Origin of the sequence: Enterocloster aldenensis (assembly GCF_003434055.1) — a bacterium.
Lineage (GTDB): Bacteria > Bacillota > Clostridia > Lachnospirales > Lachnospiraceae > Enterocloster > Enterocloster aldenensis.
In genome coordinates, this window is sequence record NZ_QVEX01000027.1 from 34,383 (window position 1) to 48,007 (window position 13,625).

General features: G+C 45.2%; 14 protein-coding genes. 6 read left to right on the plus strand and 8 right to left on the minus strand.

The genetic code is table 11. The features are described from left to right. Positions 1–9 precede the first annotated feature (9 nt). The 7 genes from DWX59_RS27150 to DWX59_RS27175 form a co-directional block, all read right to left on the minus strand. Positions 10–732 carry a DUF554 domain-containing protein gene (locus DWX59_RS27150; RefSeq protein WP_117563273.1) on the minus strand — a complete coding sequence of 241 codons (723 nt, stop codon included), beginning with the start codon at positions 730–732 and terminating at the stop codon, positions 10–12. Next, positions 729–866: a hypothetical protein gene (locus DWX59_RS28960; RefSeq protein ID WP_166460315.1), complete on the minus strand. Its 138-nt coding sequence runs from the start codon at positions 864–866 to the stop codon at positions 729–731. Before DWX59_RS28960 ends, DWX59_RS27150 begins: the two co-directional genes overlap by 4 nt. 70 nt (positions 867–936) lie before the next feature. Continuing rightward, on the minus strand, positions 937–2,424 hold the full coding sequence (locus DWX59_RS27155; RefSeq protein WP_117563288.1) for an ABC transporter permease: 1,488 nt from the start codon (positions 2,422–2,424) through the stop codon (positions 937–939). Next, entirely contained in the window at positions 2,417–3,511 is a 1,095-nt protein-coding gene (locus tag DWX59_RS27160; protein WP_117563274.1) for an ABC transporter permease subunit, read from the minus strand. The genes DWX59_RS27155 and DWX59_RS27160 overlap by 8 nt, the downstream gene beginning before the upstream one ends. Beyond that, positions 3,501–5,087: an ATP-binding cassette domain-containing protein gene (locus DWX59_RS27165; protein ID WP_165643224.1), complete on the minus strand. Its 1,587-nt coding sequence runs from the start codon at positions 5,085–5,087 to the stop codon at positions 3,501–3,503. The genes DWX59_RS27160 and DWX59_RS27165 overlap by 11 nt, the downstream gene beginning before the upstream one ends. 152 nt (positions 5,088–5,239) lie before the next feature. Then, complete coding sequence (locus tag DWX59_RS27170) at positions 5,240–6,466, minus strand: DUF3798 domain-containing protein (RefSeq protein ID WP_117563276.1); 1,227 nt, start codon at positions 6,464–6,466, stop codon at positions 5,240–5,242. Positions 6,467–7,166: 700 nt separating this feature from the next. Next, the gene (locus tag DWX59_RS27175; protein WP_147325879.1) at positions 7,167–7,619 is read right to left on the minus strand and encodes a hypothetical protein; all 453 of its coding nucleotides are present in this window, start codon (positions 7,617–7,619) and stop codon (positions 7,167–7,169) included. Between the two features lie 148 nt (positions 7,620–7,767). On the opposite strand from DWX59_RS27175, the gene DWX59_RS27180 reads away from it, so the two are divergent. Further along, the gene (locus DWX59_RS27180) at positions 7,768–8,025 is read left to right on the plus strand and encodes a helix-turn-helix transcriptional regulator (RefSeq protein ID WP_117563278.1); all 258 of its coding nucleotides are present in this window, start codon (positions 7,768–7,770) and stop codon (positions 8,023–8,025) included. Between the two features lie 59 nt (positions 8,026–8,084). Here DWX59_RS27180 and DWX59_RS27185 read toward each other — a convergent pair whose 3' ends face one another. After that, on the minus strand, positions 8,085–8,690 hold the full coding sequence (locus tag DWX59_RS27185) for a helix-turn-helix domain-containing protein (protein ID WP_117563279.1): 606 nt from the start codon (positions 8,688–8,690) through the stop codon (positions 8,085–8,087). 238 nt (positions 8,691–8,928) lie between these two features. On the opposite strand from DWX59_RS27185, the gene DWX59_RS27190 reads away from it, so the two are divergent. The 5 genes from DWX59_RS27190 to DWX59_RS27210 all read left to right on the plus strand — a co-directional run bounded on the left by DWX59_RS27190 (position 8,929) and on the right by DWX59_RS27210 (position 13,363). Continuing rightward, entirely contained in the window at positions 8,929–9,150 is a 222-nt protein-coding gene (locus DWX59_RS27190; protein WP_117563280.1) for a hypothetical protein, read from the plus strand. Positions 9,151–9,217: 67 nt separating this feature from the next. Then, positions 9,218–9,574 (plus strand): hypothetical protein, encoded by a 357-nt coding sequence (locus tag DWX59_RS27195; RefSeq protein WP_117563281.1) that lies wholly within the window; start codon positions 9,218–9,220, stop codon positions 9,572–9,574. Positions 9,575–9,632: 58 nt separating this feature from the next. After that, entirely contained in the window at positions 9,633–10,790 is a 1,158-nt protein-coding gene (locus tag DWX59_RS27200; protein WP_117563282.1) for an FtsK/SpoIIIE domain-containing protein, read from the plus strand. A 178-nt stretch (positions 10,791–10,968) separates the two neighbouring features. Next, positions 10,969–11,976 (plus strand): hypothetical protein, encoded by a 1,008-nt coding sequence (locus DWX59_RS27205; protein ID WP_117563283.1) that lies wholly within the window; start codon positions 10,969–10,971, stop codon positions 11,974–11,976. Positions 11,977–12,148: 172 nt separating this feature from the next. Then, positions 12,149–13,363: a tyrosine-type recombinase/integrase gene (locus DWX59_RS27210; RefSeq protein WP_117563284.1), complete on the plus strand. Its 1,215-nt coding sequence runs from the start codon at positions 12,149–12,151 to the stop codon at positions 13,361–13,363. Positions 13,364–13,625: the final 262 nt, after the last annotated feature.

Consider the following 13,625-nt stretch of genomic DNA (forward strand, 5'->3'; position numbering starts at 1 on the left):
CGAATCTTCCTAAAAACCCAGGGCGCATGCAATCAGCGGCAGGAACACCGCCGGAAGCAGGTTGCCGATTTTAATCTTGCTTCCCAGGACCAGGTTCAGTCCCAGCCCGAAAATAAGGATGGAGCCAATACAGGACATCCTGATAATCATCAGGTCCGTGAGATACGGCTTCACCAGTCCGGCCAGCGCAGTCATGCCGCCCTGGTATATCCCCACCGGAAAGATGGAGAAAGCAGTTCCAATGCCCAGGGTCGCGGTAAATACAATGGACAGCACCCCATCCATCACTGCTTTTGTAAACAGCGTGCTGTAATTATGGCTGAGCCCGTCCTCCAGTGAACCCACGATTGCCATGGCGCCCACGCAGAACAGCAGGGATGAGCTGACAAATGCCTCTGTAAAAGTCCCTGACTTCTGACCCCCGGGAATCCTGGACTTACACCAATCCCCCAGCTGCTCCAGTTTATATTCAATATTGATCCACTCCCCCAGGGCCGCTCCCGCCACCATACACACAACGGTCACAAGGGTATCCCTTGTCTCAAAGCCGCTGCCGGACATGGTCATCAGGCCTTTGATGCCCCCGGTTATCCCCACAAACACCACGCACAGCCCCACTGCGCTGGAAATGGTGTCCTGAAGGCGTTTTGGAAGGCCTCCCTTCAGCAGCATCCCAACCAGACATCCGGCCAGAATGGCCCCTATATTTACGATTGTCCCTAATCCTGTCATCCCTCTATACCTGCCTGTTCCGTAACCTTTTCCTGCCCTGGCAGACGGCGCCGTTCCAAAACGCCTCCTGCTCCTATGCGCGTGATTGGCGCCTCATTGGGATAGGACAGTCCATTTCGCCTATTATAGTACAATTTTCCAGATATGACAAGACAGGAAGCTTCCCAAAGGAAACTTCCTGCCTGCTGTCATGGTAATATCAAATCACGCGCCGGCTCCCGGACCGGGATTGCCGCCGCTGCCGCTCAGGGCACCCGCAGGTGGCGGCGGTGCGGCTGAAGGCTTCATTATCTTTTTCCAGGCATGCATTGCAAGGGCCATGGCAATCACGCCGTAGGATACGAATACACGGAAATATTCACCGATGACCGGATCCCCGAAGAGTTCCTTGCCTGCCAGGGGCGCTACGATGAACAGGGTATGGAACAGGATGATTCCCAGGATTGCCTGCTTATTGCTGGCCTTCTGTACAGAAGCGCCGCCTACCAAAAGGGCTGCAATCGCAAACTGCCCAACCTGGGTATGTGCCCCATAGGTGGAGAAGGTCCCCACGTTCTGCAGGAAGATCAGCTGTCCCCAGCTGGCCAGGACCGTTGAGAAAATCATGGCAATGATACGTGTTTTATCAACATTGATACCAGCCGCATTGGCAACGGTACGGCTCTGTCCGACCGTACGCATGTTCTGTCCCAGACGGGTGCGCATAAGGGCCGTGTTAAAGAAACACAGTCCGGCGATGCACAGATAGGTCATGACCGGCAGGTGCACCACAATCAGGACCTTAAAGACAGCCGGTATATAGGTAAGGCCATATACGGCTGCTGCCAGCACACAGTTGACAGCCGCCCTTTTGCTGTTAAAGTCCTTTTTGTAAATAAACTTAGATGCCAGGAACTTCCATATCTGCCAGATAAAGGTGCCGGCACAGCCCAGCTCAATGGCGTTGAGCAGAAGCAGACGGTCCGTTGCCAGGAACTGTTCAACTGCAGGCACATAGGTCACACCATAAACCGCAGCTGCCAGGATCAGCTTGATTATGGCGGCCTTCCAGTTAATCTCAAGATTCTTGGTCTTCTTTATGATGATGGTTGCAATGATGCCAGCCACACAGATATAGAAGCCAATCTCAATGATGGTCAGCATGGGGACCGTATCCAGGGCATACTTAACCGTATCCTTAAGGTCAATGGTATTCTTTACACCCACTCCGGTTGCAATCATCAGCGTGGGATTGTATAAAGGAATCACGCCGCCGAAAATAAACAGGAACAGCAGCTGGTACAGGCCTTCAGCAAAATAGGAGAGGACCAGACCGCCAATCATCTCCGCGCCCTTCATGTGGTTGAACAGTTTGCCCACCAGGAAGCCGAAAAACATGGCAATCGGGGTTGCAATGGCAACGGTCAGCAAAAAGCCGCCAATCCCCACAAAGCCCCAGTAAGTAGTCAGGAAAATGGCTACCTGGGCCGCCATGGCTCCGATTACAATACCAAAGTTCAGTCCCATGCCTGCCAGGACCGGTATGATCAGGGACAGCACCAGGAAGGAGTTACGTGCAATACGCGTAAACAGCTCAGGTATGACAAAGGTAAGGGGCTGCTTGGAAGCGATTGTCCCGCCCACACACAGGATGACGAACAATATGACAACTTTATTCTTAAATAAAACATCCAATGCTTTCTTTCTATTCACGTCCATCACCTTCTTTCGTTTGTGCTAATGCGTAGATGATGATACCATTGGAGATGATCAGACGCATTACCTCCGACAGGTTTCCTTCCGGTATAAACTGGTTTGCCACCGGCAGTCCCAGCGCCAGGATGCCCTGGAACAGGAAGGTGCCAAGCAATACATTGGAAATCCTTGCCCGTCTTGGCGAAGCGCCTCCGATCAGCACGGCTGCCACGGAGTTGAATCCCATCATCATGGGGCCGTTGTACAGCTGCATGAATCCAAAGCCCTGGGCATATACAATGATTCCCACCGCGGCAAGGACCGTGGAAAGCGTGGTCCCTACCAGACGCATCCGGTTCACGTTAATTCCGGCCGCCTTTGCAAACATGGGGTTGGATCCGGCTGCGGACATAGCCATGCCGGTCTTTGACTTCATGAACAGCCATACCAAAAGGCACATGAAGAACATGAAAAGAAGCAGGCCCGTGGGTACTGTAAAATTACCGATTTTAAATGAAAGGGTATCATTCATCACACCGCTGAAGGATGTGGACAGGGAAATGGTATTCCTCAATCCCTTACCGGCATTGGGCCATTTCAGTTCCCCGTTCTGGAACGGGAGGAGCATCCAGAGCATGTTCATGAATGCGATGATGGAGAAACCCACATAGGTTGTAACGGTCATTTCCGAACCCTTTACCTGGTTCAGCAGAAGGCCGTATAGGTATCCGATTCCCGTTGCCAGGACAACGCCAATCAGGATGGCCACCAGCACGGATACCCACATCCCAAACATGGGTCCCACAGCTACCAGGGCAGGAATCCTTGCAACATCAAGTTCAATTACAATCAGGCCTCCCAGCAGACCGCCTACAATACCCATGGAGATACCAAAGTTCAGGCCGATGCCGCACTGCACCGCCGGGACCATGGCCAGGGTCAGGATGCCGAACATGCCCCACCTGCGGACACAGTCACTTAACAGCTGCATGAGATTCATCTGGAACCCGCCTGCAGCAATCACTAAAAAGATAAAAAAACCTACGATGATGATACGCGGCAGACCAAACTGCCGTATTGCCGATTTCACGGGATTATGATTCATAGGCTTCCCCTCCCTTTATTTTTGTACCTGACATGGCCAGGCCAAAGTCCGCGTCAGGAGCATCCGGACTTAATATCCTGGACAGCCTGCCATCTGATATAATGGCAATCCTGTCTGAGATGGAACGCAGTTCCACCAGTTCAGAGGAAACAATAATGACCGTCATTCCCTGTTCACGGTTAAGCCTTGCCAGATACTCCAGCACCAGCTTTTTGGCGCCGATATCAATCCCCCGGGTGGGTTCCGATACAAACAGGATATCAGGCTCCAGGGTTAACGCCCTGGCCAGACATACCTTCTGCTGGTTGCCGCCGGAAAGCCTTCCTGCTGCCTGCCGGATACCCGTACAGCGGATATCCAGCCGTTTGACCATTTCCTGGGCGTGTTCCCTGGCCGCTTTTTTGTCATAAAGCCGCATCCACAGGACCCTCTTAAGGAACTTGTTATTGGTCTGCATGGCTGAGAAGATGATATTATGTTCAATGCTTTCATTCAGCAGGAGCCCGACCCCCTTACGGTCCTCGGAAACAAATGCAATCTTATGTTCCAGGGCGCTGCCCAGTTTATCCAGGTTCAAAGGCTCACCATTAATCAGGACCTGTCCTTGCGCCTTATAAAGTCCCATGATACCATTGGGGATTCCCAGTTTCCCCTGTCCGGCCAGACCGCCGATTCCAAAGATTTCCCCTTTCCGTATGTCCAGGTTAATCCCTTTTACCTGCTCGCCCGGCATATCCACATAATAATCCTTAAGGCTTACCGCAATATCCCTGTCATTAATTACGCGCCTGTCCTCTTCGCTGGTGTCCACCAGTTTCTCCACCTTGCGGCCAATCATCAGTTCCGCAATCTCAACCACATTGGTGTCCTTAATCTCCCTGCGCGCCACGAACTCACCATCCCGGAGAATGGTCATCCCATCTGCCACTGCCATGACCTCGTCCAGGCGGTGGGTGATGAAAATAATGGCAATGCCCTGGGAAGCAATGACCCGCATGGCTTCCAGCAGACGGTCAGCCTCGGATTCGGTGAGCACAGCCGTAGGCTCATCAAATACCAGCAGGCGGATTCCTGTCTTATCAATCTCCCTTGCAATCTCAATAAACTGCATGTAACCAACCGGTAGGCCGGCTACCTTAACATAATCTTCTATCTGTAACCCTATGGTCTTAAGGGCCTTTCTTGCGTCCTTTGCCATGGCTTCCACATCCAGGCCTTCCATGGCCTTTCCAAAGACACGGCTGACCAGATTCGGGGTACTAATTTCGCGTCCAATCTTTATATTTTCCGTCACGGTAAAACCCGGAATCAACATGAATTCCTGGTGAACCATTCCAATCCCTAACTCCATTGCCTTTAATGGGGTGTCAATATCCACTGGCTGGCCTGCCATCTTAAGGGTTCCGCCAAAGCCGCCGGTTGAGTGGATTACCGGCATACCAAATAAAATATTCATGAGTGTAGATTTTCCGGCTCCGTTCTCACCCATCAGGGCATGGATTTCACCTGGTTTAATGTGCAGGTTTACTCCTTTGAGTACCTGGTTACCGGAATATTCTTTTGTGATATTATCCATTTCCAGGACATACTGTGTATTATCCAAGTTAACAACCTCTTTTCCTTCGGACTTCTTCTAACAAACACCTGGCCGCCTTAAAAAGGTTTCGCCGTCTGCCAGTGCAGGACGGCGAAACCACAGATACAATGAATTCTTACAATATGTACGAATTACTCAAATGTAACGAAGTCTGCCATTACCAGGTAATGGTTGTCTTTTGCATTACCACTGTCATCTACATAATTGTCAATGGTCATCTTAATCTCGCCTGCGCACTCCTGAAGGGTATCGCGGAGCAGCTGGTCGTCCAGGACAACACCGTTGGTCTGTCCTTCTAATACCTTCTTTGCATATTCAACGCCGGCTTCAACAAACAGCATGTTACACGGAACGCCCCATGTGGAAACCCTTCCGTTCATGCCTGCTTCATCAACCTTGGCCTGAAGCTGCTCTAACATGTAGTCCACGTCAGCCTCATGTCCGGCCATATCAATGTTCAGGGCTGCGGGGAATGCATGGAATGGAGATGGGCAGCACTGTAAGGAATAGATAGCGCCCTGCTCAAATACGGAACGGATTAACGGCTCCTGCATGCCGCAGTTGGTTGTGAAGAACACGGTATCCTTGCCGTACTTCTCAATCTGACGCGGTACATCCTCAAGGATGAACTGCTGGGCGCCGGTGATACCGGAATCACCGGTTGGGTCAGGAGCGGTTACATCAACTAACTCAATGCCATTCTCCTCACAATATTTCTTCAGGTTCTCATGACGGGCAACAATCAGGGCATAGCTCATATGACGCGGGAAGGAATAGTGAATCATGGTCTTTGCTCCCTGGGCTTTTGCCTGAGGAGGAATCACGACTCCGCATCCTGGCTCATCTACCTGTAAAACAATGTCAGCCTTGGGGTTGATGACGCCTGGATCCTCGCCTGGTGTACCGGTGATGAAGATCATGTCAGGACGTGTCTCACGTACCTTATCAATGGCTGCGGCGGTTCCCGGGATGGCCTGGCACCAAACAATCGCCTTAACAGCCGGGTCAGACGCCATGGCAACTGCGTTGGAGATAACGGTCTCAGTCTCAGTGGAGAAGTTGTCCGGGTATGTAGAGGTAACAATCATGTCGCCATACTTTTCCTTCATCTTGTTGGCCTGTGTGATTTCCTCATCACCCTGGGAAGCAGTACCTGTAATGATACCAATCTTGAAATCTGCAGCAGGGGCCTCTGTCTCCTCCCCCTCTGCCGCTTCTGCCTCACCGCCCTCTGCGGCTGCGGTGGTGGCTGCAATGGTGGTTGGGGCCTCAGTTGCTGCGGGCTCTGCGCTGCGGCATCCGGCAAGTGAGAATACCATCGCGGCTGCCAGTGTAAAGCTCAATAATCTTTTTTTCATGCTCTCTCTCCTTTTAATAAACGTTTTCTTCAACTTCCCTTTCATGGACTGAAATGCCTTATGGACACCATCCAATTAAGGTACAGTCATGTTAAAAATTATACCATATAAAAATAGTTTATGTCTACTAAAAATATACATTATTTACTACTTTCTAACGGAAAACTTTAAATTCTGCTATATTATTACCTATAAATAAGAATTTCTTTGATTTTTATATTACAAAACAAAATATTGAAGGCGGTGGAATTTTATGTAAACTTATTCATCCAGGAAAATCAAGGCGGGATAATAAAAAAATTTTATATCCGCTTACTTTCAATTTAGAAGAACCGGAACCCTTCATTGCTGCAGGATTCCGGTCCATGATAAAACACAATGACAACACAAAAGGCTGAAATCCCTTGTAAATCAAGGAAATTCCAGCCAATAAAAAAGCGCGAGACGGGATTCGAACTCTCCCAATGTCGGAAAAGCTACTAAAATCAAGGAGGAACGCACACTGTCTAACGTGTGTCTACAGGCTGTCTACAACTTGTAAATCAGAGAGGAAAGCTGTCAAGGGGTCTGCGGAGCAGATACATCTTGCCCCTTTACTGCTTTCTACTACGGTCGAATACTCCCATACTATATATAAGAGGTTGATAGACAGCTTTTATCTATCAACCTCTTGATTACTCTTTAAACGAAATACCATTTCTTATCCCATGTTTCCAATTTTAATTCCAGTTAAATCACTTTCAAAATTTCCGTTATCACCCTGTATAGCTCCGCCTGCGTTGCTCATGTCAACATATCCATATCCCGGAATGTAAGTGTAACCTTCCTTGTCCCCCTCTGGGCCATGTGCTAATCCATCTTCCCCAATATACCAATCCCGTTCTACCTTTGGTATATCCTGTACCCATGCACCAGATTCATCTACGGTATATCCGTCAAGTGTTACAGTGTTGGACAGCATATATCCGTCAGCGGCGAAAAAATAGCATTTATCCCCAATCCATTTCCATGTGTTCATCGTATAAGAACCATCATCTTCCTGATACCGCCAACCAACGTTATCTTGCTGCCACTCCGCAGCTATAGCTGTTGAACTCATAAGCATAACCGCCATAAATGTTGCTGTTGCCAATGCTAAATATTTTCTTCTCATAATATTACCCCTTTCCCGGTTCTCTAAATGGCTTCTGTTAAAATTATCTTATCATTGTTCATTCATAATATCAAGTATAATTTGTGAGCTATTCCCTAACATACTTTTATGTTATCTGACAGTACAATTTTGTTAGGTGGTGGCTCATATGACAAAAAAAGTAGAACAACTACAATTTGATGAAAATATATATGATACGATACGGCGCAACATCAAGAAATATCGAAAAGAAAAGGGGCTGACTTCTGCACAACTTGCGGAAATGGTCGATTTATCCCATGACTTTATACGGCAGATTGAGAGCGAAAAGGTGGGCTATAATTTTTCGGTCGAAACCTTTTATAAAATCTCGGTTGCGTTGGGGGTTAGCTTGGATAAGCTGATTGAAAAAACAGGAGATAAATAACGGTATTATGAAAACACCCCTTGCTGTATACATAAATGTATAGCAAGGGGTGTTTTATGTTAATCATTAGAATTTAATTTGTCAAATTCAATTTGTGCTGATATGTCCGGTAATTGTCTGCGCGCTATGCCATATGCAACGTTAGCACCTAACTTTTTATCATTCTCAATCAAAACAAATTCAATTTTTTCGCATTCTTCCTGTCTCTCTAGTCTTTCTAAGTATTGAGCTTTTACACTTTCACACCAAGCCTTATAAGCAGGCTCCGGCAAATTCTTTTCATTGTAAATCTTTTCAATTTCATTCATTTCTAAAAGGTAATCCCTCACAACGTTTGAAAGCTGCATAGTCAAAAATGAAACTCCACCGTATGGTGTCTTATCTTCAACAGGTATTGTGCATTTGCTAAAATTAAAAAAAGAACTAAAGTTATCCAAAATATCACTCTTTTTTTCTGCGTCCTTCAATCCATATAACCAATCTAATGAAACATGAAATTTTTCTGCTATCTCAATTCCCTTATCAATAGTCAAGAGCCGCCTTGATGTTTCTACTGCACTTAAAGTATTTTTGTTAACCCCTAATTGCTCTGCCATTTTTTCCTGTGTAAGTTTATGTTTCTTTCGTAATTCAGCCAATCGAGAAGACGGAAAATTAGTATCCATAAATAATTACCTCCATATTTTTCTTATATACAAGATACCAAATATTCGTGTATGTGTCAACCAAGATTAGTAATATATTCATTTATGCATTTATATTTGTTTACCGTGAATATACCCTCATTTTGTTTACTTACAACATATAAGTATTATAATTAAATTCAACAAGTGCTTGTGAATAAAACAGCTTTGTTGCCGCCTTAGCTAAGCAGCGACAAGGTAAAGAAAGAAGGAATTTCAAATGAAAAAAACCGCAATTTCTATTATTGCACCGCAAGGACTCAAAAACGGTTATCTAATTATTTTCATGGAAGAACAAGCCTACGCTGAGTTTCTTGCAGGCAAGGATTCTTCCCCTGTTACAGCGTTTAACGTTGTCCCTAGCGAAAAAGGTGAGATAGTCAGTATGCTCATTGAGTTACAAGAGGGCGTACCTAGGGTTGTAACCGCTACTGTGGAGTAAGAAAAATAAAGCAAGCAAAATTGTATTGCTGAAGATTAACAGCGTATTAAAGAAAGGAAAAAATATTATGGCAAACAACAAACTTGAGGTCTCTCTACCTGCCATCAATAAAGGACAGGAATTTGCAGTTCTTACTGGAAAAAGTCCTATTTATTTCTACGAAGACGGCAAGCGAACAAGTGAGACCCCTATCGGTACTAAAATTACAGTTGCTTTGCAGGGAAATTGTTTTACCTCTTTAACGGTCAAAATCGAGGGAAAAACAGACCCTCTTCCAAATATCACCGATGAAGAAATTGAAACAAGTCTTGTAAATATTGAGTTATTTGTAGTGAAATTTACCGACTGCCGTATCACTCTGTATAATATCGGAGGAAAGATGATAATGTCAGCTACGGCAACAGGCGTAGAAATAGTAAAATAATGGTTCAGACGGGGGAATACTAGCAGTCATTCCCCCAGTCCTATAAAAAGGAGACTATATGAGTAAAATTATAAATCTTACGGAACCGAAATGGTTATTAGCGATTCTGTATTTACCTGTTTCTGCTGGGATATGGTTGCAACGTTCTTTAATTCCTGCACCTCTTGGAGCCTTTACCCGTGATATGGTTGTTATTGCTCTTTTAGGGACGGGGTTCGTTTGCCTTGTGCAACTGCTCTGTACCCCGCCTTTTAAGGCAATTCGATTTAAACTATGTTGTGAGCGTAATGGAATAAAAAACGCTTCCAATGAATATCCCCGCTTACGTTTTATTTGCCTAGATAAGTACAGATTACACGGCGTAATATATGAAATTGAAAACAAAGGTATAACAGTTAGTGAATTAGAGGGCAAAGTAGAACAGCTTAATACCGCTTTAAATGTACGTATCGACCGTATAGAACTGTGCAATAAAAGCACACGTACACGTCTATATGCTACACCACGTAAGTATGTACGACCTACTGTCATTACGCTGAATAACGAAAACTTTGTAAAGGAGTTCTGCACGCTGCCTAACCTTCTTTGTGTCGGCAATACAGGAAGCGGCAAAAGTTACGCCCTTACGGTGCTGCTTGGAATTTATGCAAAGTATATTCCCGGTTTAAATATCACGATTTGTGACTACAAGAAAAGCAGCTTTGCACATTTTGAGGACACGCCTAATTTTTATGGCTATGAGAATGTACCAGATGGTATCAGAGCGTTTTATCAAGAATTTTCTGAACGGCTTGAAGCCAATAATGAAGATCGCAATAAACAAATGCGAGTGTTACTGATTGATGAGTACGGCGCACTTATATCAGCACAAGACAAGAAAACCGCCGAGGAGTTAAAAATGATGGTTGCTAATATGCTGTTTATGGGGCGCAGTTTGGGTATTCGATTGTTAATCGGCGTACAGCGTGCCGATGCAGAACATTTTAAAGCTGGCGCACGCGACCAGTTCCGGGCTATCCTTGCCCTTGGTAACTTATCTAAGGAACAAAGGCAAATGCTTTTTAGCGATTACAAGGACAAGATGGACGGACGCAACAATGGACTAGGTGAAGGATATTTACTCATTGACGGAAAGGGAATTGAAAAGGTGAAAGTCGCTCCAATTAAAGATATTGAACTGCTGAATGCCTCTATTAGACAAGCCATGTGTCGTTAATTACCGTACAGAATGGGTGGCGAAGCGGAGCGAAAGCCGCCCATTCTGCCGAAGTTGGCTTAGTATTACCCAGACTTCGTGTGTCAGTGTTAAAAACGCAAAAATCCTTTAAAATCAATGGTTCCGGCATATCCTCCGATTGTGTCGGCTCTGTGTCGGAACCTAGAAAGGAAATACGATGACAACCAAAAAGACAAACACAAATAATAATCGGCGTAGCCGAAAATACCAATTAACCTTTAACAACCCGGAAAAGCACAAAAATTGTTCCCATCAGGCGATTAAAGAAAAGCTGTCCAGTTGGGAGAATATTATTTACTGGTGTATGTGTGATGAAGTTGCTAAGGCTCCGCATACCCATCTATTTACACAATTTAAGAATCCTGTCTACTTTTCCAGCATAAAGAAAACCTTTCCCTCTGCTCATATTGAAGAAGCGAAGGGAACTGCAGAAGAAAACCGGGCATATATCCGCAAAGAGGGCAAGTGGGGAGATACAGAAAAGGAAACTACCAATTTAAAAGATACCTTTGAGGAATGGGGAACCATGCCACAAACGGGACAGGGACGAAGAAGTGATTTAGCCAACCTCTATCAGATGATTAAAGACGGCTATTCCAATGTGGAGATTTTGGAAATCAATCCTGACAACCTCTTGAACCTACAGCACATTGACAAAGCACGTTTAGAGATACTTTCCAGCCGCTACAAGGCGGAACGGCGCATGAATCTATTAGTAACCTATGTGAGCGGTTCAACCGGCTATGGGAAATCAAGGTATATTCTTGATAACCACGGAGATTCCAATGTGTATCGGGTAACGGACTACAAGCACCCATTCGACACCTATTCCGGGGAAGATGTGATAGTCTTTGAAGAATTTAGAAGCGATTTACCCATAGGCAATATGCTGAACTATCTTGACATCTACCCCCTGCAACTTCCTGCACGATACAACAACCGGCAAGCCTGTTATAACTTCGTGTATATCGTTTCCAACTGGAAACTAGATGACCAATACCATAATATCCGCTTGGAACAGGCAGAGACTTGGAGCGCTCTTATACGGCGTATTCACAAGGTAAGGATATACACGGCTCCCGATGAATGGCAGGAATATGATACTATTGATTATCTGCATGGATTCCAGCCGGCTAACAGGGCAGATACACCATTTAACAATTAAATCTGACAGGCATTGGGACTTCACAATATACGCTGATAAAACTACTACAAACCAAAAACGATAACAAAAATAATCATACTTACAAATTATAAAATCATAAACCATATCAAATTTCAATCAAACAATCCCACAAAAAATCTTTGTTCCCTGTGCCTGTTGCAAGGCGGCGTATATGAATGACATTAAAAACACTTCGGAAATCTTCAATCTTTCTTTATTGAAAGAGGCTCTTGACTGCGGTATAATCAGTACAGACAGTGTGCTTGATACGCTTATGTCAACAAAGAGAGAACAAGTCCGGAAAATACATACTTACGCCATCACCCCGCCAGCCAAAGAGAGCGGACGGTGGCAGACCTGTTATAAAGGTTCAGACGGAAAACGAAAGAATATCAAGGCACAAACGGAAGATGAATTATTGGATAAGCTGATTCCAATATACTTCCAAAATTCGCACATTGACAAAATGACTTTTTACGAACTGTATGAGGAATGGTTGGAGTATAAACAGACCGTAACCAATAGCCCCAACACCATTAAGCGGCATAAACAGCATTACCATAAATATTTTGAACCGTCTGCCCTGCATGATAAGAAAATCAAACGGGTAGATGAATTACTGCTTGAAACAGAGTGCAACCGCATTGTAAGGGAATTTAATCTTCCCCGTAAAGAATGGGGCAATATCAAGACAATCTTAAATGGTATGTTTGAATATGCCATCAGAAAAAAGTATCTCACCGAGAATCCTATGGACAAGGTTCAGATTCTTGTCAAGTTTAAACAGGTAGTCAGGAAAACAGGAAAAACAGAAACCTATAATTCTGATGAACTGAAAGACTTGAACCAGTATCTTGACTGTATGTATACAGAAACAGAAGATACCGCTTTCCTAGCCGTCAAGTTAAATTTCCTGCTTGGCTTACGGGTGGGGGAACTGGTCGCTTTAAAATGGGACGATTACATCAATATCAACCATCTGCATATTGTCCGTGAAGAAGTCAGAAATCAGGTTACAAACCAATATGAGGTAGTAGAACATACAAAAACGAACCGTGACAGGTTCGTGGTTCTGGTTCCAAAAGCAATCTATATTCTGCAAAAGATTGAACGTACCGGCGATTATATTTTCATGAGAGACGGGGAACGGCTTACATCTAGGCAGATTGCCTATGTACTGGAGAAGTATGCGGAACGTCAAGGACTGTCTACAAAGTCCACCCACAAAATGAGAAAGACGTTTGCCAGCAATTTAAACGCCAGCGGTGTGCCCCTCGACTGTATACGGGAACTTCTGGGACATAGCAACTTGAATACCACTCTCGGATATATCTACAATCCATTAACAGAGAAAGAAACCTATGACCTCATATCTAAGGCTTTGTAAGCTGTCTACAACTGTCTACAGCCTGAAAGACACACAAAAATAGCGGAGGTCCTTATAAATCAAGGCTTCCGCAACAAATAAAAAGAGCGCGAGACGGGACTCGAACTTTATCGCCTTTTCTCCATCAGGACAGAATGAGAAGTGTCTACAACTGTCTACAACATTTTGGGGAACGCAAAAGGCTGAAACCCCTTATAAATCAAGGAAATTTCAGCCCACATAAAAAGCGCGAGACGGGATTCGAACCCGCGACCCTCGCCTT